The following is a 21515-nucleotide window of genomic DNA, read 5'->3' as shown; positions in this document are numbered from 1 at the left end:
TCATTAGAAAATACCCCGCGGGCAATCCCCATTTGAATCGCTTGCGCTACGGTCGCCCCTAAAAATCCCCCCGCAGCCGATACTGGGGTAAAGGCCGACTCCACCACTAATTGCAACGCGGGTAGAATGGCATCGGCAAAAACCACTAAAATCCACACACAGGCCAACACATAACCAATTGACATCGCCGGTACTAACTTTTGCGCCACATTGGAGATACGTTTGACACCACCTAAGGTGACAGCCGCCACCAGCAGGGTGAGCACCAGCGCAGTCGCCCATGTTGGTACATCAAAGGCGATAGTTAAGGCATCACTTATCGCATTCACTTGAGCAAAAGTCCCAATGCCGAAAAACGCTACCCCCACGCCAAACAGCGCAAATAACTTCGCCATCCAACGCAAACCGAGGCCACGCTCTATGTAATACATCGGGCCACCGGCAATCTGTCCACGCGCATCGGTGGTGCGGTATTTTACCGCCAACATACACTCGGCATACTTAGTCGCCATGCCAAAAAAGGCGGCAAGCCACATCCAAAATAACGCACCAGGACCGCCCATCTTAATCGCCGTTGCGACCCCAACAATATTGCCCGTACCTATGGTTGCAGACAATGCAGTACAAAGCGCGGCGAAGGACGATAGATCACCATGCCCCTTAGCGGGTTTGAACAATAGGCTCAGCGCCATTGGCAGACGAAATACTTGGATAAGCTTTAGTCGCGCAGTGAGATAAATCCCTGTGCCAACTAACAAACAAAGTGTGATAGGACCCCAGACAATACCGTTTAGGCTGCTGAGTAAGGCTTCAAAACTCATGATATTCCTCAATTATTAAACAACTAAATTAATAAAGGAGGAGGAAAAGAAATGGCTGTGACACATCGCTGCCAGCCTAAAGAAATACCATCTTCCCAGCCAATAACGGCAGGAAAATAGTCCACAAAGACAAACGACAGGGACTGTGCAGTCATCCTCTCCTCTGTCCTTTTGCCTGAGCGTTTCGCGTCGCTTAAAACACTGCGACACTTTCGCCTTCGGCGCCACCTATTATTGCAAGTTAATGCAATCGGTAGTCTCTCCAGAGGCTCGTCCAGTAACAGTCCACGCCTTGCGGCACCTGAAAGAGTGCTTTGTTTATGGAATGCTTCCAACAACAAAGTTGCCTCGTCGGTGTGGGGTTAATTCCCCACTCTCCTGCTACCTTCATCCGAACGGATTGTTAAAACGATAGCCAGCTATCGTTTTAACAGGGCGCACAGAATGCAACAAACACCACAATAGCTCAAGCCCATTTGCTCACAGAAATGAGAGCCAAGCCGTTAATCGCAGAAAATTCAAACAGACTCAATCCTAAGTCTTAATCAATGTGAATTGATCTAACTTGCCCAAATATCGGTATCTATAGGATTGTAAAATGCTTTATCTTTAGCCTAACGCCTAGGTTGGCTAAATCCCAATTGGAAGAGATAGATGAAAGAAGTCGCCAAGCTTATCCAAGTAAGTAAAAGTTTTCGCGACGGCGAGCAGCGCCACACTGTGCTGCAAGCGGTCGATTTAACTTTGCATCAAGGGGAGACTATCGCACTCACCGGCCCAAGTGGCAGCGGCAAAAGCACTTTACTGAATCTGATTGCGGGCTTTGAAACGGCAGACAGTGGCCAGATAGTGCTGAATCATCAATCCACCACCAAGTGGCAAGATAAGCAATGGAGTGAGTTTAGGCGTACCCATTTAGGCGTGGTATTCCAACAATTTAATTTACTCACTCCGCTGAATGTCAAAAATAATATCGGCTTTTCCCTGCACCTTAACGGTGATAGCTGGAATCCTTGGTGCGATTATTTGGTGGAAAAGCTCGGGTTAGCGGCATTGTTAAACCGGCAGGTTGAAGCGCTTTCCGGCGGACAACAACAACGGGTCGCGATAGCCAGGGCATTAGCCCACAATCCGAGTTTACTGCTGGCCGACGAACCCACGGGTAACTTAGATGACGAATCTGGTAAACAGGTGATGTCACTGCTATGCGAACTCGCCAAAGAGAGCCAAACCAGCATTTTGATGGTCACCCACAGCGAAGAGTGCGCCGCCTTTATGAACAAACGCTGGCATCTGTCCCACGCCGCAGTGTCGATCTCCGGCTAGCATGATGAATAACACACAACCAGAAAATAAAGCCAACCCATACAATAACTTAAATAAGAGTGGGCAATGGCTGCGTATCACTTGGGTACTCAAGGTATTTTTAGCCCATTATCGCCACGCGCCATTGCAGGCTGGGGCGATTTTACTCGGAATCGCCCTCGCCGTGACGCTGCTCATCGGGGTAAAAGCCACCAACGATAATGCGATTCGTAGCTATAGCGAAGCCACTGAGCTCTTAAGTCAGCGAGCCGATGTACTGCTGACCTCACCCGTTGGCCAAGATAATCTCTATGAATCGGTGTATTTCAGTTTAAGGCAAGCTGGGATTAGCCAAAGTCTTGCGGTAGTCAGTGGCAGAGTCGCAGGCCAAAACGGCCAGTATTGGCAAATTGAAGGCAGCGATATTGTCGCGGCATTGACTGCCACATTAACCTCAAAAAACGCTTCACCGTCCTCAAATAACAAGGCAACGGCTAATTCTACTGTCTCAATGGGAGATCTGCCCCTTGCCGACCTAATGAGCGGGGAGCCTATGGTGGTGATGAGTGATAGTCTAGCCAGTAAAATCGCGCCCAATGGCCAGCTCAGCCTAGCCCAATCCATAACACCATCGACCCTAAAAGTGATCCGTGTCGATGATAGTTGGGGACTTGGCAGCGCCATCTTGACCGATATTTCCCTCGCCCAAAACTTACTTGGCATGCCGGGCAAACTCAGTTATATCGCCCTATTTAACGATAGGGATAAACTAGCCGCGTTAAAACAACGGCTCGACACCTTAGGTATCACCCCAGATCTCGCCAGCTACAGTCAGCAGGATCAAGGGCAAGCCTTAATGGCGCTTACCCGCAGTTTTCATTTAAATCTCAATGCGATGAGTATGTTAGCCTTTGTGGTTGGGCTGTTTATTGCCTATAACGGCGTGCGTTACAGCCTAATGAAACGCCAACGTTTGCTGATCCAACTGCTGCAACAGGGGCTAGAACGACTCGACGTGATGCTTGCCCTGCTCGCCGAATTACTATTTTTGGTTATCTTAGGCTCGGTAATCGGGTTTATCTTAGGTTTACAACTCAGCCATTGGCTACAACCTATGGTTGCCATGACGTTAGAACAGCTCTATGGTGCCCACTTGCTGCCGGGCATTTGGCAATGGCATTGGTTAGCACAGGCGATCGCGCTCACCTTAGTGGCAGCGCTTGCTGCTTGCATGCCCTTGTATTTTGATCTTACGCGCCAATCCCTTGCCCAAGGCGCTAACCGTTATCAGCAAACCAAGGCCCACAACCAAACCCACCAGCGGCAATTTATCTTAGCCTGTGGGTTACTCGTACTCGCGGCGATACTGTTTCCCTTCAGCCAAAGTTACAACACCAGTTTGATATTACTAGGCATAGTGACGGTCGCGATTCCTCTGCTGTTGCCCCAAGTATTGCATTGGGGAGTAAGCTTACTGCTCCCCTTCACTCGCCCAGGGCTTAAACACTATTTGCTCGCCGAAACCCGCGAGCTTATCGCGCCACTTTCCCTTGCGATGATGGCCATTTTGCTGGCATTAAGCGCAAATGTGGCGATGAATACCCTAGTGGGCAGCTTTGAGCAGACCCTAAGAAGTTGGTTAGAAACCCGCTTACATGCCGATTTATACCTGCGCCCCAGTGCTAACCGTATGGCTGATGTACGGGATAAATTAAGCCAAGATCCTCGTGTCAGCGGCTTATATCAACAATGGCAAGTCGATGCAGAGATATCGATCCAAGGCCCAACGCCTCAAACGATCCCCGTGAATCTTATCAGCCGTGATGATGAGTCAATCAAGTACACAAGTACACTCAAAGACAGTTTACCTGACCTATGGCAACGCTATTTTGGCGGACAATTTGTCTTGGTGAGTGAGCCAATGGCGATTAAGTATCAGTTGATGCTAGGCGATAAAGTCACTTTAAACGTGCTCGATAAAATCACCAGTAACCAAGTAGTTATCGCAGGTATTTATTACGACCATGGTAATACCCGCAATGAGCTCATTATTAGCCATCAACTGTGGCAACAGGCACAACTGCCACAGTTACCCATCAGCCTTGCGGCCAGTTTTCATCCTCTGGAACAAGCTGATAAATCATCCTCATCAGTGCTAACGCAACCAATACCCACGAACGGCAAGCGCAGTGAGGCCGAACTGGATGAACTGCAAATGCAGCTCGCCACAGCGCTAGAGTTGGCTCAGGCACAAATTTATAGCCAAGCCAACATAAAGGCCCAAGCCATTGCCATGTTTAAACGCACTTTTTCAATCACGTTAGTGCTCAATAGTTTAACCTTGCTGGTGGCCGCCATTGGGCTATTTAGCGCCTGCTTAATGTTAACCCAAGCACGGCAAGCACCACTGGCACGGCTTTATTCCCTTGGGGTGAGTCGCAGCAAACTGCGTACTATGGTATTTAGCCAAATGCTGCTGGTTGTGGTAATCACTTGCCTGATTGCGATGCCTACGGGCGCTCTGCTGGGGTATTTATTAATCAATAAAATCACCCTGCAAGCCTTTGGTTGGACCATCCAAATGATCTGGGACTGGTTTGCTTATGCCAAAGCCATCCTCATCGCACTGGTGACTTGTACCTTAGCCGTGCTCTTACCGCTTTACTGGCAAACCCGCAGGCCGCTAATCGCCAGTTTGCAGCAGGAAACCCTATGAACAGTCGTCCATATACCATTACCCAATTGAAAGTGAATGGTTTACTCACAATGAACTGGCTTAAGTGCCGTACAAACGCACGCTTAATCAGTCAACTCATCATCGGTGGATTACTCTTTTTCACGATAAGCGGCTGCGATGATGCGCCCGCGAGCGTTTCAGAATCCAAATCCATGGGAGCTTTGCTAGGGCAAACAAAAGAAGGCGAAATAACCTCAACGCAACAAGCCTTTGCCAAGGTGACACCTGAGCATCAGTTTCACTTTCCCCAAGATCATCTTGCCCACAACGGCTTTCGGCAAGAATGGTGGTATCTCACCGCTAACTTAACCACCGAAAAAGGTGAGCAACTTGGCGCGCAATGGACCCAATTTAGGGTGGCACTAAAACCTCAATATACAGAATCGCAAAATGCGCAACCGACTACCCTTAACTCCGCTTGGGCAACTGAACAACTCTATTTTGCCCATAGCGCACTGACCTCTAGCGCGGCACATCTGGCCCATGAGAAATGGTCTCGCGGTCATCCAAAGCTTGCCGGCGTCAATGCCAATCCCTATCAAATTCATCTCGATAACTGGCAATGGCAGAGTGAATCGAGCGCGTTATTTCCGGCAATCTTAAGGGTTGAGACCGCAGACTTTAGTTACGCGCTAACGCTGACTAGCCAAGCACCGCTGCAATATCAAGGTGATAATGGCTATAGCATTAAAAACCGCGAGGGTAACGTCGCCTCCTACTATTACAGTCAACCTTTTATCACTATTAGCGGTGAGATCACCCGATATATCAACATCAATGGCCAAGCCGAGAGTCGGGTAGAGAAAGTCACAGGCCAAGGCTGGCTAGACAGAGAATGGAGCTCACAATTTTTAACTAAAAGCCAGCAGGGTTGGGATTGGTTTGCCCTGCGCCTCAATGATGGTTCGGCGCTAATGCTCTTTCAGTTAAGGGAACAATCCACCGATAAATCTCAAACTCCATTAGCCTTTTACAGCGCCAGACGAATGTTTGCCGATGGTACAGGCCGCAATATCAACTCCCGAGACACGCCAGATGGAATAAAAATGACGCCGCTTGAATGGCAAACAACCCGCACCGGCAAATACCCCGTAAGCTGGCAAGTCCAAATCCCGAGTGAGCAAATCGATATCCGTATCTCACCGTTAAATCCCAATAGCGCCATGGCGTTATCCACCTCCTATTGGGAAGGTCCGATTAAACTTAGCGGTAGTCACACCGGCATGGGTTATATGGAGCTGACGGGATATTAATCCACTCATAGTGATGTTTGACTGCCGGATCTTTCGCTAATCTAACCAATCTCGCCATTCCCTCTCCAAAGAGATAGCGATTGTTTAAATTTCAAACTGAGAGTTAGATCACGCGCAAAACTTTGATCCCGATCGACTATCCCCTGCAATACCTCTTGTGAGGTATACCCACATTTTTTATCAGGTCTAGACTCGCAGTTATCCACATTCAGTTGTACAGATGTTTATGCAAAGCAGCTGAGTGCATCTCAAGATAAAGGTCACCGCTATGAGTCAGGAATACCATGTCACCAGCCTCGTGGTACATGCAGCCCCTAATGCCTTGCAACAGGTTGAAGCCGATATTGCCGCGTTAAAAGGCTGCGATATCCACGCCATTTCACCCGAAGGCAAGTTGGTTATTACCCTCGAAGGGAATACCCAAAAAGCCATTCTCGACAATGTTGAAGCCATCAATGGCCTGTCCGGTGTGTTATCCGCCAGTTTGATTTACCACCAAGTAGAACCCCTAGAACAAGAACTGTTAGAAAAAGAGAGTGAGGAAACACTATGAGCATTAGCCGCCGCGAGTTTCTCAAGGCTAACGCAGCGGTTGCCGCTGCGACGGCCGTTGGCGTCACGCTTCCCGTGAAAATGGTTGAAGCCGCCGAGTCAGATAACATCAAGTGGGACAAAGCCCCCTGCCGTTTTTGCGGTGTGGGTTGTAGCGTATTAGTCGGTACTAAAGCGGGTAAAGTGGTTGCCACCAAAGGCGATCCTGAAAGCCCAGTTAACCGCGGGCTAAACTGTATTAAAGGTTACTTCCTGTCGAAAATCATGTACGGCAAGGACAGATTAACCACGCCATTACTACGCATGAAAGACGGCAAATATCATAAAGAAGGCGAGTTTACCCCAGTCAGTTGGGATGTCGCCTTCGATACTATGGCCGCTAAGTGGAAACACAGCATCGCCACTAAAGGCCCAACCTCTGTCGGTATGTTCGGTTCTGGTCAGTGGACGATTTGGGAAGGTTACGCAGCATCTAAACTGCATAAAGCTGGATTCTTAACCAACAACATCGACCCTAACGCCCGCCACTGTATGGCCTCAGCGGTCGTTGGGTTTATGCGTACCTTCGGTATTGATGAACCGATGGGCTGTTACGACGACTTAGAAGCCGCCGATCACTTTGTGCTCTGGGGCGCCAACATGGCCGAGATGCATCCGATCCTGTGGGCACGTTTATCTGATCGCCGTTTAAGCAGTAAAGACTGTCGCGTGCATGTGCTATCCACCTTCGAGAACCGTAGCTTCGATCTTGCGGATAACCCGATGGTTTTCCATCCACAATCTGATCTGGTGATCCTCAACTATATCGCCAACTACATCATTCAAAACAAAGCGGTAAATACCGACTTTGTGACTAAACACACTAAGTTTGCCCTCGGTGTAGATGATATCGGTTATGGACTGCGTCCAGATCATCCGTTAGAGAAGAAAGCCAAAAACCCTGGCAACGGTAAATCTAGCCCAATTAGCTTCGAAGAATACGCTAAGTTCGTCAGCACTTATACGCTGGAATACGCAGCAAAAATGAGTGGTGTAGAACCTGAAAAATTAGAAACCTTAGCCAAGGCCTATGCCGATCCTAAGGTGAAGGTTATGAGCCTGTGGACCATGGGGATTAACCAACACGTTCGTGGAGTGTGGGCAAACAACATGCTCTATAACATTCACTTACTGACGGGCAAAATCGCCACACCTGGCAACAGCCCATTCTCACTGACAGGCCAACCTTCAGCCTGTGGTACCGCCCGTGAAGTCGGCACCTTTGCCCATCGCCTCCCCGCAGATATGGTGGTGGATAACGATAAGCATCGCGCGATCACCGAAAAAATGTGGCAAGTGCCTGAAGGCACGATTCCACCTAAACCTGGCTACCATGCCGTGCTGCAAAGCCGGATGCTCAAAGACGGTAAGCTAAACTGTTATTGGACTATGTGTACCAATAACATGCAAGCCGGCCCGAATATCAACGATGAAATTTACCCGGGATTCCGTAATCCAGAGAACTTTATCGTGGTATCCGATCCTTACCCAACCGTCACCGCCATGGCAGCAGACCTTATTTTACCGACCGCCATGTGGGTTGAGAAAGAAGGCGCCTACGGTAACGCCGAGCGCCGCACCCATATGTGGCATCAACAGGTTAAAGCGCCTGAGGGAGCTAAATCGGATCTGTGGCAATTAGTCGAGTTTTCAAAACGCTTTAAAGTGTCTGAAGTCTGGCCAGCAGAGCTTATCGCTAAAAAGCCTGAATACGCTGACAAGACCCTTTATGAAGTATTGTTTGCCAATGGTGTCATCAACAAGTTCCCGACTACCGATTGTAAGGGCGACCTAAACGACGAAAGTGAACACTTTGGCTTCTATCTACAAAAAGGCATCTTCGAAGAATACGCCGCCTTCGGTCGCGGCCATGGCCATGACTTAGCCGACTTTGACCGTTACCACGAAACCCGCGGTCTACGCTGGCCAGTGGTTGAGGGGAAAGAAACCCTGCGCCGCTTCGTTGAAGGTAGCGATCCTTATGTTAAGGCAGGTGAAGGCTTTAAGTTCTACGGTAAACCCGATGGTAAAGCGGTAATTTTCGCCCTGCCTTACGAACCAGCAGCGGAAGAACCTAACTCAGAATACGATCTGTGGATGTCTACCGGCCGTGTGCTCGAACACTGGCATACAGGTTCGATGACCGCCCGTGTACCTGAGCTCTATCGCGCCTATCCTGATGCACAAATCTTTATGCATCCTGAAGACGCTAAGGCTCGCGGTCTACAACGTGGTGATGAAGTGATCGTGGCATCTCCCCGTGGTGAGGTCAAAACCCGTGTTGAAACCAAAGGCCGAAACAAACCGCCACGCGGCGTGGTGTTTATGCCCTTCTTCGATGCGCGTCAGTTAGTCAACAAGTTGATTCTGGATGCAACCGATCCACTGTCAAAAGAAACTGACTTTAAGAAGTGCCCAGTAAAAGTGATGAAGGCCTAAGCCCTCATTTGATAGCGATAAGCGTATTTGAAAGCGATTAAGGAGTCTAAGGTGAGTCAGCAAGTGAAGAGTCCATTCACAGTCAAACAAGTCAACCGTCGCCAGTTTTTGGCCACGACGGCTAAGGCTGGCTGTGTGATGGGGCTCGTGGGATTAGGCTTGACGGCCACGGCAAAAAGCCAAGGCCAGCTCGCCTCCCAAGCTTGCAGACCGCCGGGCGCCCTTGAAGAAAGCGATTTTCTCTCGGCCTGCGTGCGCTGCGGTTTGTGTGTTGAGGCTTGCCCTTACGACACGCTAACACTGGCACGTTGGTTCGATGGCGCCGCCACTGGCACGCCATTCTTTACCGCAAGACGCATTCCCTGCGAAATGTGTGAGGATATTCCCTGCATCAAAGCCTGCCCATCGGGTGCGCTTGATCCTCAACTTGAGCACATTAGCGATGCCAAAATGGGTATTGCGGTACTGATCGATGAGAAAAATTGCCTGAACTTTAAGGGATTACGCTGCGATGTTTGTTATCGGGTTTGTCCGTTAATCGACAACGCCATCACCTTAGAACGCCAACGCAATCAACATAGCGATCACCACGCCATGTTCTTACCCACAGTCAACAGTGATACCTGCACGGGTTGTGGCAAATGCGAGCACGCCTGCGTACTCGATACCGCCGCCATAAAAGTCTTACCGACGGCATTAGCACTCGGTAAGGCAGCGGAGCATGACACTTATCTCAACACCGAGGAAACCACCTTAGAGATGTTGAATAAGGGGCTGACGTTATGAGCAATGAGTCTATGAGTAACAAGTCTATAAGTCATAAGACAATGAACTCAAAAGCCCGCATGCAAGGCGAGCATGCCGCCGCCATTGCAGAACTCGGTTGGTTTGGCGCACACAAATATTTGCTACTACGCCGCGCAGTGCAATGCGGCTTGTTAGGGCTATTTGCACTGGGGCCGCTACTAGGGATTTGGTTATTTAAGGGTAATTTATCGGCCAGTTTACTGCTCGATACCATTCCCTTTGCCGATCCGCTAGTGAGCTTACAAATGCTCATTAGCGGGCATATTCCCGAGCTTAGCCTATTGATAGGTGCAACCTTGGTCATACTGTTTTATGCCCTCGCCGGTGGCCGGGTGTTTTGCAGTTGGGTGTGTCCCGTCAATCTGGTCACCGATACCGCAAGCTGGCTCAGACGTAAACTAAACCTCCCTCGCACCAGCGAGTTACCGCGTAATTTACGTTATTACCTGCTGGCACTCGTGCTGTTATTGCCACTGCTCACGGGCAACTTGATTTGGGAATGGATTAATCCCGTCCCCTTAGTCTATCGCGCCGTGCTATTTGGCAGTCTCAGTGGTTTATGGATCTTAGCGGCGATATTTCTGCTGGATCTGTTTATCGCCGAGCGCGCTTGGTGTGGCCACCTGTGTCCAACAGGCGCCCTATTTGGCTTAATCGGCAAATGGAGCCCCATCAAAATTGTTGCCAGCAAAGCCAGTGCCTGTGATAACTGCATGGACTGCTTTGCTGTTTGCCCTGAACGCCAGGTATTAAAGCCAGCGTTAAAAGGGCAAAACCCGGTGATCACTAGCCCAGACTGCACCCAATGCGGCCGCTGTATCGATGTCTGCGCACAACGCGTATTTCGCTATCAAACACGTTTTACGGCCACTCAGGCTCAACTTTGTTCAGGCGATTCGACCGATTGTCACTCGCCATCAACCACTTCACCAATTCGTCAACACATTGCCCCCAAGGCGGAGAATGACCAATGAAAAAAATACTCACCTTAGCCGCGATTGTATTAGCCATCGGCGGCTGCTCAGGCCAACAAGCAGACTCTCAAGCAACACCAGTCAATATCAAATCCCTCGCCGGCGATAGCGCGGTGACCGATATTCGCCCCGCTGATGCTATGCCCGTTTACCCAGCTCGCGGTAAGGCGTTGGAACGCAGTTTTACTGACCAACCGCCACTCATCCCCCATAAGGATGATTACAAAATAACCTTAGATAAAAATGGCTGTTTAACTTGCCATAGCTGGGATAAAGCCCCACGGATGAAAGCCACACCAGTGGCGAAATCCCACGTTATCGACGATAAGGGCACGCTCAATGGCCATAATTATTTCTGCACCCAGTGCCATGTTGCACAAGCAGAAAACAAAGCGCCTTTAGTTGATAATAAGTTCTCAACTCAGTAAAACAATCCTCCCCTGCCCGCACCAAAGCCACTGATCATCCAGTGGCTTTTTATTATCCATAACAAAATTAGAGATAAACTTAAAAACTCAGTGGGGGAGATGTTGGACGAACTGAAAAATAAGCAGACGGGACAATAGATAAAATACGGAAAAGTAAAAACCCAGCCTAGGCTGGGTTAACTTGTTGTTTTGCTTTATGCAAATCACCCGCCGGAGCCGTTACTCTTGTTTGCGCTGCCTTTGCTGTTTGCACATTCTTTGTTTCAGGCATCGCCGCCTGCCACAAAGCACCTACCCATAAACTTGACGTTGACTTCATGACCAAATCTCCTGTTCTGTTAACAAGTTCAAAGTAATACTTAGACCATCATCAGTAAAATGAATTAACGCCATACAATGGATTCCATTTGAGCATGAACATTCCAATCAAGACCTTACAATGTTTTCTGATCTTAGTTGAAACGGAAAACTTCACCCGTGCAGCACAAAAATGCTTTATCACTCAACCAACGCTCAGCAAAATCATCCAAAGGCTTGAAGAAAGCGTAGGAGAAACCCTGCTGATCCGTAACAATCAAAAGGTGGAGCTAACCCAAGCAGGGCAGCTGTTTGAACGCAGTGCGCGGGAGATCCTCGGGCAATGGCATAGATTGCAGGAGGATATGAGTAACTTAAGCGGCCTAAAATCGGGGCGGCTTAGACTCGGTGTCTGCCCCATGATGAGTAGCTTAATTATTGGATTACTGACGAGCTATCGTAAGCGTTATCCTGGGGTTGAACTACAAATGTATGAATACGGGGGATTTGGCTGCGAGCAGGCACTGCTAAATAACAGTTTAGATATTGCCTTTACTGCGTTACCCACAACCCATGAGACTGAGCTAGTCAACCAGCCGCTGACAAAATATCCTCTGTTAGCTTGCCTGCCTGATGGACACCCGCTTGCGGCTAAGTCATATCTCAACTGGCAAGATTTTGAAGCTTATCCGTTTATTCTCTATAATGAGGACTTCTCACTTGCCAAATTGATAACTCGCCTCAGCCGTAAGGCTGGCGTGCAATTAAATATCGCCTTTCGCAGTGGTCAATGGGACTTTCTTGCAACCATGGTTGAAGCCGACATGGGACTGGCCATATTACCCGAACCTATTTGCCAAAAACTCAGTCACAGCAAACTAGTCTTTAGACCAATGCAACCAGCATTAACTTGGGATTTAGCCCTGATTTGGCGGCAGAACTTACCGTTAACTCCCGCGGCAAATGCTCTACTGGAATTAAGTAAACAAAAAGCGTGAATGCTGAATGCTGAATGCTGAATGCTGAATGCTGACTCGTCAACCGTCTATCGTCAACTAGTGCATCGCCCATAAAAAAACCGCTGCTAGCCTAGGCTTAGCAGCGGTTTCTATTTAGAGGAAGTTAAGAATTACTTCTTAGCTTCAGCAGCTTTACGCTCTTTAACTTGCTCAACAACTTTGTCCGCAACACTGTTTGGACATGGGCTGTAGTGTGAGAACTCCATAGAGAACTGACCACGGCCTGAAGTCATTGTACGCAGAGTACCGATGTAACCGAACATTTCTGATAACGGTACGTCAGCCTTAACGCGAACACCAGTTACACCAGCAACTTGGTCTTTGATCATACCGCGGCGACGGTTTAAGTCACCGATCACGTCACCCACGTTGTCTTCTGGGCTGAACACGTCAACTTTCATGATTGGCTCAAGTAGTTGTGGTTTAGCTTTAGCCATAGATTGACGGAATGCCGCTTTAGCAGCGATTTCGAACGCGATAGCTGAAGAGTCAACTGCGTGGTAAGCACCGTCAGTCAGTTCAAACTCAACGTCTAACACTGGGAAGCCAGCGATAGTACCGGTGTTCATCATGCTCGCGAAGCCTTTTTCAACTGCTGGCCAGTATTCCTTAGGAACGTTACCACCAACAACTGAAGACTTGAACACGAAGCCAGAGTTTGGCTCACCTGGGCGAATGATGTATTCGATCTTACCGAATTGACCAGAACCACCAGATTGTTTCTTGTGGGTGTATTGGTCTTCAACCATTTGAGTAATGGTTTCACGGTAGGCCACTTGTGGCTCACCTACGATCAGCTCAACACCATAAGTACGCTTCAGGATGTCTACTTTAATATCTAAGTGCAGTTCACCCATACCTTTAAGGATGGTTTCGCCTGAATCTTCGTCAGTTTCTACGCGGAATGATGGATCTTCTGCGATCATCTTACCGATAGCGATAGCCATCTTCTCGCTGCCGCCTTTATCTTTTGGCGCTACTGCGATAGAGATAACTGGCTCTGGGAACACCATGGCTTCCAGAGTACATGGGTGCTTAACATCACACAGTGTGTGACCAGTTTGTACGTTCTTCATACCCACGATTGCGATAATGTCACCAGCTTCAGCTGATTCAATTTCGATACGATCGTTAGCATACATTTCGCACATACGGCCGATACGCTCAGTCTTACCAGTTGCACTGTTAAGAATGGTATCGCCTTTCTTCAGACGGCCAGCATAAATACGTACGAAAGTCAGGGCACCGAAACGGTCATCCATGATCTTGAACGCTAATGCTTTTAATGACTCATCAGCAGAAACGATAGCGTATTCGCCAGTTTCGTTACCTTCTTCGTCAGTTAAAGGTTGTGGATCAACTTCATCTGGCGCTGGCAGATAATCAACAACAGCATCCAGAACCAGTTGCATACCTTTGTTTTTGAAGGCTGAACCACAGAATGTTGGGAAGAATGCCATAGTACGAGTACCCTTACGGATACAACGTTTCAGGTCTTCAACAGATGGCTCTTCGCCTTCCATGTAAGCTTCTAGCAGATCGTCATCTTGCTCAACAGCAGTTTCGATCAGCATTTCACGGTATTCTTCAACTAAGTCAACCATGTCCGCTGGAACATCTTTAACTTCGAAGTTTTCTGGAATACCAGAATCGTCCCATACGTAGGCTTTACGAGTTAGCAGGTCAACAACACCACAGAACTCATCTTCAATACCGATTGGCAGAACCATAACCAGTGGGTTAGCAGCTAAAACGTCTTTAGTTTGCTTAACAACACGTAAGAAGTCAGCACCCATACGGTCTAACTTGTTTACGAAGATGATACGAGCAACTTCAGATTCGTTCGCATAGCGCCAGTTCGTTTCTGATTGAGGCTCAACACCACCAGAACCACAGAATACAGCGATACCGCCGTCAAGAACCTTCAGAGAACGGTAAACTTCAACAGTGAAGTCAACGTGCCCAGGGGTGTCAATAACGTTGAAACGGTGATCTTTCCAGAAGCAGCTTACTGCCGCTGACTGAATGGTAATACCGCGCTCAGCTTCCTGAACCATGAAGTCAGTTGTTGATTCACCATCGTGAACTTCACCGATTTTATGGATTTTACCGGTTAGCTTAAGAATACGCTCGGTGGTCGTGGTTTTACCCGCGTCAACGTGAGCGAAGATACCAATGTTTCTGTATTTGGATAATTCGGTCATGATTCAACTTTAATGATTAGTTTAAGAAGTAGACGGAGTATGCGACAAACCACCGACACACCGCACATCAGATTATTTTAGGCGCATATTGTAAATTGGAACCCCGCTATGCGCAAATGGCTCTTGCAATTTTTCACGATAAAGTCGCGGAAAAAATTAAAAAAAAATAAGAAAAATGCATTAAAACAATTAAATAAAAAAATTTAGCTCAGTTTTCAAACAATTAGTAAAAAGCCTAAAAATAAGCGTTTTTTTACCGATATTGCAGATTTCTCATACTTTAAGGACTCACAAATGGCAAAAGACCAGCCCAATGCAACCTCAATACAAACTTCAACTCAGGTTAAAACTCGGTTTAACCTAAAAGTTGATTAGCATAAATGTGAAATTGATCGAGTAAAGTGGCAATGGGCTTAGCAATGCATCTAATTTCGCAAACTAAGCATTGGATTCATCAATACAAATCTGATTTCTGCCCAAGGCTTTCGCTTGATACAGTGCTTTATCTGCTCGTTCAAAGCAGGACTGCATTGGTTCATTAATCGCTAATTTGGCAATCCCAAAACTACAGGTGAGCCGCACATCACCACTAAAGCGATAATCCTTAATCGCCGCAGCAATCCGCTGGCACAATGAGTTAACTAAAGTAATTGAAGTCTGATGGCAAAGGATCACGAACTCTTCACCTCCCCAACGGGCTACAACATCTGATTCACGCACACAATGCTGCAGCACTGTAGACAGCTCCATCAAAATATTATCTCCGACGGCATGACCTAAGGTGTCATTAATCTCTTTAAAGAAATCGATATCTAACATGACAAGACAGATGGTACTTTCTGTTGCGGTCTCAGAACGATGCTCATGCACAAACTGGCGGTTAAAGTAATGGCGATTATAGAGTTTGGTGAGCGGATCATGGGTAGATAAAAACTCGAGTTCAGTATTGGTTTGTTCTAATTGCCGACGAAGGGCTTCAAGCTGTGTATTTTTATCGGTTAAGCGTCGATTATAGCGACTGATAAAATAAGTCCGAGTCGCAAGTAAAAATATCACCAGCAGAGTACCTGCAATCACTTGATAGATAAGCCAATAGTTAGTCTCATCGATAACAGTAATATTGTTCCATTTCTGGTAAATCCTAATTCGCTCAAGCTCATCAACATCATCAAGTACTTGATTAAGTATCGGCAGCAGTGCTTCATGGCCTAAACTCACTCCCATGCGTAGTTCATCTTCTGGCCCGCCCCACCCCGCAATTTTAAGATGGTTAAAACCTGTCTGCTGAATATAAGCATTCACCGAAAACATTGACCCAACAAATAAATCAGCGCGCTTATCGAGCACAGCCTCGAGTCCCGCTGGTTCACTGGCCACTTCGATGATTTTGACTCTAGGGTAATATTGCTGAATATACTCAGCGAGACGATAGCCTTTAGGCACGGCTAATGTTCGTGAGCCTATGTTTTCAAATCCTTGTAAAAATGGCTGTTCTTTTAGCGAAACCAACACATTTGGCGAGTGAAAATACACATGGCTAAAATGTAAAAATTGCTCTCGGGTAGCGGTTTTGTTCAACATTGGAGTTAAATCACAGCGCCCAGTTTGTAAAAAATTAAGGGTTTCAGACCAAGATGTTGTGGGAACAAGAATGAATTTAAGGGGAGAATGGGACTCAATGTAACGAATATAGTCCGATGAGACCCCTACATGTTTTCCCTCTCGTATCGCTTCATAGGGCAACCAGTCGGGATCAACACAGTAACGGACTAACTGCCTACTGCTAGCACCGTCATCAGCGGTTTTGAGATAGCGCGAAGCCAAACGCTCTGCACTCACAGTTAAGGGTGAGCATAAACAGAAGAGTAAAAACCAAAATCGACAACCCATGTAGCTTCTCAAATACATTCAGTAATTCGCTGACGTAGATAAAAAGTGTATACATGATATTAAGATAATACCAATTCGCTCATCCTAAGCAGGAAAATGCACCGAACCTGAAAAACTTAATCTTGTTACCAATAAAAAAATACCCGCCAAATTGACGGGTATTTCGTTTACTTAATCTATTTTTTCAAGATTAATCTTCAACTGGTGACACAACAAAGAGTAGGTCACCTTGCGATACTTGCTGACCATTGCTGTTCAGAATACGCTCGATGCGGTACTTCTTATCCTCAGGATAGAGCACGGCGCCTTGGCGGTTAAAGCCAGCCAAGTTAACCTGCGAGAACATCTTCATTGCTTCAGTCAAGGCAAGGGTTTGCTCAACGGTTACAATATCACCTTCTTTAACGAAATCAGGTTCGCCTGGCGCTGGAGAGGTATAGAAGATACCTGCGCCTTGGGCTAATACTTTAAGCTCGTTACTTTCACCCACACGCAGCGACTCAGTATCCACACCTACGGTTTCAGCAGCGGCTTCCATTTCAGCAATCAGTGCTGGAATGTCTAGCTCAGCCATAAAGCGTGGCAGATAGTTAGTGTCGTATACGCCTTCTTTGAAGGTGCCATCGCTTAGGATTAACTTCAGCAATGGAATGTTAGTCGCGATACCTTTGAGCACTACGCTGTCGAGGTAAGCATGTAGCTTCGCAATAACGTCTTCACGGTTTTCACCGCGCATAATCACCTGGGCGATTAAGCTATCGTAATAAGGCGAAACTTCTTTGCCCGGTGCAGCAATCGAGATGATTTCTACATCTGGATGATCAGGGAATACACATTCGGTGATCTTGCCAGGGTTTGGAACCAGTTGCAGGATGCCGTGGCTGTCGAGTGCGGCTTTCTCAGCCGTTACACGCACTTCCATCGCATAACCGATTTCTTTCGGCTCTAAATGCTCGATTGAACGACCCGCAGCAATATCAAACTGCGCGCTTACGATATCGATACCAGAAGTCGCTTCGGTTACTGGATGCTCTACTTGCAGACGAGTGTTCATCTCCATGAAGTACACTTCGTTTGCGTCTAGGTTGTAGATGAACTCTACAGTACCTGCACCCATATAATCGGTCGCATCACCTAAGGCACGGGTGTAATCCAGCACTTGTTTCTTCAGTTCATCTGGCAACATGGTTGAGCCAGACTCTTCGACCACTTTCTGGTTGTTACGTTGTACTGAACAGTCACGTAAACCCAATACTTTAGCGTGACCAAATTGGTCGCGCAGTAATTGCACTTCGATATGACGTAGTGACGTAACATATTTCTCTAAGTACAGGTCGCCGTTACCGAAGGCGGCTGCCGCTTCGGTAGCGGTTTTTTGGAATAAACCAATCATATCCTCAGGACGTTTAACGACCTGAATACCTTTACCACCACCGCCTTGTACCGCTTTGAGCAGCACTGGGTAACCAATTTCATTGGCCACGTTTACCGCTTGCTCAGCGTTCGTCAGAATACCGTGTGAACCTGGTACCACAGGTACGTTTTGGCTTTGTGAAGTCTTAATCGCGTTCGACTTGTTACCCATAGTCGTCATTGAATGCACGCTAGGACCCACAAAGTTAACCCCATTATTCACACACAATGCCGCAAATTGTGGACTTTCAGACAGGAAGCCGATACCTGGGTGCAGTGCATCAACTTGCTCGTATTCGGCAACTTTCAACACTGAGTAAGCATTCAGGTAACTTTCGTCAGAGGTGTTACCCCCTAAACAGACTAACTTGTCAGAATCTTTCAGCATATCCGCAGGTACGGCAGTCATGTCAGGATCTGACGCCACTAATACCACGTTGATATCGTTATCGTGGGCCTTACGGATCAACTTAACAGCGGTACAACCACGGGCATGAACCAATACTTTGTTAATTGGTTTCATTAACTTACGAGGATCGTTTTGAACAATCACTTCTTCTTCAACAGGCGCTTCAACAACCAGAGTCGACAGAGCATTGATGATTACGTCATTAATCTTCGCCGTTGGCATTGGCATCAGAGGATCGATGCTCGCCAATTGGTTATCTAAGGTTTCGCTGAATGGGTTGTGGACTAAGCCCGCCATTGCACCTGGTACTTTCGACAAGTAGTTAGACAGTGTAGAAGTCGAAGGCAAGTAAGCTGGAACCACCATTTGACCAGCGAATGGCATGTTAGTACCAGACAGGTAGTAGGTTTGCACTAATGGGTGAGTCACGAAACTCGCTTGCGCACCACCGGTACAGTCACCAAAACCAAACATCAATACTGGCAATTCGTTATCACGGATAAAGCGTGTGATACGGTCGTTCACAACAGCCATTGAGAACAGTGCCGCAGCACCTTCTTTAGTCTGCATACCGCCTGAGCTGATAAAACAAACTACTGGCAATTTACGCTTAGCACATTCGATCAGCAGCGCAGAGAATTTCTCGGCACTCGCCATATCGAAGGCACCCGCTTGGAATGCAGTGTTAGATACCGCCAGACCCACACGGACTTTTTGTCCCTTTTCTTTAAAGTCAGCAATACCGGTGATCAGGCCGCAAGGACGAATACCTTTATCTAACGCATCTTCAATGGATAAACGGAAACCAGGGAAGTTGAGCAAGTTAGCCGACATTTTGTCGCCATTGATTTCGTCGAAATTAGTGAAAAATTGCTTAATCACATTTTCCCACGTCATCTTGCCAGTACGTTTTTCGTCACGTAATACTTTTTGGATCAGTAAGTCCTGATAACCCATGGTCAAGCGGTTCCAGAAGTCCTTACGACGACCGATACGCACAGGGTTAATCGCACCAGTGTATTTGCTGTGGTCGCTTTCACTGTCGAAGTATTCAGGCAATAAACGTTCGAAGAAGTAAGTCAGGATAACGAATAAACTGTCGTTAAGTTGTGGGAAGCCCACACTCTTCCACTGCTCTACACGCACCAAGAGATCGGCACGGTTAGATTGGCTCATAAAGTACTTAAGCCACTTGTAGAATTTAGCCTTGTCGTTTGCGGTATCCTGAGTAGACAGCGCATGGTCAATCGACTTGTGCAGTAGATTGTTCACAGAGTTGCGTGACAGACTCTTAGACATCATGGCTTCTTTCGCGATAGACGCTAAGCTACCCACAACGTTGTCGTAAAGTGAGTTAAAAATCAGGATGTTATGGCATTGCCAAATAAAGTCTTCACGCAGCTCATCGTTTACAACGACATCGAGCACAGTCAATTGATTAAGCTCAGGCCATTTTGCTTGAGTTACAGACTTAGGCAGATTTTCAAGATGCTGAATTAAGCCCTTAAAGTTGTTTGCCGCGTTGCTCTTCCAACGGTGATATAAAGACCAACCGATGTTAAATAACAGTGCCTTACGAGCTTTTTTATAGTTTTCTTTTGGTTCACCCAAAATAAAACGTGTCAGCATATTACGTTCGGTTGAAATTTCATCGCGCTTAGCAATAAAGTTCGCCCACAATTTGTTCAGATCTTCATCGTAAACCAGCTTATCAGGGCTAGATAGCCAAGCTTGGAATACACGATCTTGCTCTTGCTGGATACGCGCTAACAGATCGCCCTCGGGCACACTGACACGTGACAAACGTCCGTATTGCTCCTGAGAGATCGAATGAATACGGCTACGCAGCGTTAAATAACGCAGGTAACGGTAAGCGCTACCAAACAAGTTGTGGTGGTTGGTTGGGCTCGTTGCCACAGCCAATTCAGCGTTTAACTCTAATGCCATCAAGTTTTTAGATGGATTAAGGAAACGCGCTAAACTGCGATCATAATGCTCACGTAAATCCTTAGATTCACGTACAAAGTTCACTGCTGCGCGCTCAACCGCTTCGATACTACTGATAATCGCGCGGCGTAAATTGTGCTGACGCTCGTCACGGTCACCTGGAGAAAAATCGATAATGCCATCGATACAACCGGCGGTGTAAAGCTCTTCTGGAGATACACCCACAGATTTAGCACATTCCTGCCATGACAGGTTGTACTTACGCGCGATACTTTGTAGACCTTGTGGTTGAATGGTGTTGAAAATACCATCGCGCAGCGATAACAGAATGTTGGCTGCAGCTAAAGGAATCGCGCCACCCGAGTAACCCGCACCGATAACGATACCGACTGTCGGTACGTCAACGTTGGCACTCTCGGCAATCGCCTTAGAAATAGAATGTGCTTGGTTTTGGCTGTTGGCCACTTCGCCTGCATCGGCCCCTGGGGTATCGATTAAATAGACGATAGGCATAGACAATTCGGCAAAATGACGAATCGCTTTACAGGCGGCATAGTGATGCTCAGGCATCCATGCACCGTTAGCCGTTGTGCGCTCTTGAGCAATAAAGCCGATACGACGAGTGCGTGAACCGAAATTCAACTCGACCTCAGCACTGTAGAAAGAGCCCAAGTGAGTTTCGGTAATCAAGCGCCCCTTTAGGTCCGCAATGATACGTTTAGCACCAGGACGACCTTTGTCTTGGGTCGGTTGGATCACTTTTGCGACATAACCGTCAACATCTAACGATGCCAAGTCTTTTAAATTTGCCTGAATGGCATCTTCATTTAAAAGACCTTTAATTTCTTCTGATAAGCTCTGTTTACTGTGTTTTGGAAACAGAGAAAAATCCTTTGCCAAATGCTCGGCCTGTAAAAAAAGCGGATCGGGCGTTTGGGCTTGAGTCATGTGTTTGGGCTGATTATTGCTGGTCATCAAAAG

At 47.3% G+C, this 21515-nt stretch carries 13 protein-coding genes, 1 pseudogene and 1 riboswitch; of the genes and pseudogenes, 9 read left to right on the top strand and 5 right to left on the bottom strand.

Annotation, left to right across the window (positions count from 1 at the left end; all coding sequences use genetic code 11):
* Positions 1–821: alanine/glycine:cation symporter family protein (locus L976_RS05640; RefSeq protein ID WP_047540171.1), on the bottom strand; the 821-nt coding region annotated here is incomplete at its 3' end.
* 153 nt (positions 822–974) lie between these two features.
* Positions 975–1097: riboswitch (glycine riboswitch) on the bottom strand.
* Between the two features lie 378 nt (positions 1098–1475).
* Here L976_RS05640 and L976_RS05635 point away from each other — a divergent pair.
* From L976_RS05635 to napB, 8 genes and pseudogenes are all read left to right on the top strand, one after another.
* Positions 1476–1997 (top strand): annotated as a pseudogene (locus L976_RS05635) (ABC transporter ATP-binding protein); the annotation flags it as partial.
* Positions 1998–2151: 154 nt separating this feature from the next.
* A complete protein-coding gene (locus L976_RS05630) occupies positions 2152–4842 on the top strand; it encodes an ABC transporter permease (RefSeq protein WP_047535022.1) in 2691 nt (896 codons plus the stop codon).
* A gap of 50 nt (positions 4843–4892) precedes the next feature.
* Positions 4893–6116, top strand: coding sequence for a lipocalin-like domain-containing protein (locus tag L976_RS05625; RefSeq protein ID WP_052184057.1), 1224 nt, complete (start codon positions 4893–4895; stop codon positions 6114–6116).
* A 268-nt stretch (positions 6117–6384) separates the two neighbouring features.
* Positions 6385–6669 carry a chaperone NapD gene (locus L976_RS05620; RefSeq protein WP_037414522.1) on the top strand — a complete coding sequence of 95 codons (285 nt, stop codon included), beginning with the start codon at positions 6385–6387 and terminating at the stop codon, positions 6667–6669.
* Positions 6666–9146, top strand: a complete 2481-nt coding sequence (napA, locus tag L976_RS05615; protein WP_037414520.1) for a nitrate reductase catalytic subunit NapA — start codon at positions 6666–6668, stop codon at positions 9144–9146. The genes L976_RS05620 and napA overlap by 4 nt, the downstream gene beginning before the upstream one ends.
* A gap of 51 nt (positions 9147–9197) precedes the next feature.
* Positions 9198–9932, top strand: coding sequence for a ferredoxin-type protein NapG (gene napG / locus L976_RS05610; RefSeq protein ID WP_047535020.1), 735 nt, complete (start codon positions 9198–9200; stop codon positions 9930–9932).
* Between the two features lie 41 nt (positions 9933–9973).
* Positions 9974–10927, top strand: coding sequence for a quinol dehydrogenase ferredoxin subunit NapH (gene napH, locus L976_RS05605; protein ID WP_231570472.1), 954 nt, complete (start codon positions 9974–9976; stop codon positions 10925–10927).
* Positions 10924–11355, top strand: a complete 432-nt coding sequence (gene napB, locus L976_RS05600; protein ID WP_037429719.1) for a nitrate reductase cytochrome c-type subunit NapB — start codon at positions 10924–10926, stop codon at positions 11353–11355. Before napH ends, napB begins: the two co-directional genes overlap by 4 nt.
* A 166-nt stretch (positions 11356–11521) precedes the next feature.
* Here the strand turns inward: napB and L976_RS23150 are convergent, their stop codons facing one another.
* Positions 11522–11674: a hypothetical protein gene (locus tag L976_RS23150; protein ID WP_037414512.1), complete on the bottom strand. Its 153-nt coding sequence runs from the start codon at positions 11672–11674 to the stop codon at positions 11522–11524.
* Between the two features lie 94 nt (positions 11675–11768).
* On the opposite strand from L976_RS23150, the gene L976_RS05595 reads away from it, so the two are divergent.
* Complete coding sequence (locus L976_RS05595; protein ID WP_047535017.1) at positions 11769–12650, top strand: LysR family transcriptional regulator; 882 nt, start codon at positions 11769–11771, stop codon at positions 12648–12650.
* A gap of 131 nt (positions 12651–12781) precedes the next feature.
* On the opposite strand, the gene fusA is transcribed toward L976_RS05595, so the two are convergent.
* The 3 genes from fusA to L976_RS05580 all read right to left on the bottom strand — a co-directional run bounded on the left by fusA (position 12782) and on the right by L976_RS05580 (position 21509).
* On the bottom strand, positions 12782–14875 hold the full coding sequence (gene fusA / locus L976_RS05590) for an elongation factor G (RefSeq protein ID WP_047535016.1): 2094 nt from the start codon (positions 14873–14875) through the stop codon (positions 12782–12784).
* A 438-nt stretch (positions 14876–15313) separates the two neighbouring features.
* Positions 15314–16765 (bottom strand): diguanylate cyclase, encoded by a 1452-nt coding sequence (locus tag L976_RS05585; RefSeq protein WP_047535015.1) that lies wholly within the window; start codon positions 16763–16765, stop codon positions 15314–15316.
* A 190-nt stretch (positions 16766–16955) separates the two neighbouring features.
* On the bottom strand, positions 16956–21509 hold the full coding sequence (locus L976_RS05580) for an ATP-binding protein (protein WP_047535014.1): 4554 nt from the start codon (positions 21507–21509) through the stop codon (positions 16956–16958).
* Between the last annotated feature and the right edge of the window lie 6 nt (positions 21510–21515).

Source organism: Shewanella sp. ZOR0012, from assembly GCF_000798835.1.
Lineage (GTDB): Bacteria > Pseudomonadota > Gammaproteobacteria > Enterobacterales > Shewanellaceae > Shewanella > Shewanella xiamenensis.
The sequence above is the reverse complement of the archived record's forward strand: the minus strand, read 5'-3'. Positions and strand labels throughout refer to the sequence as shown.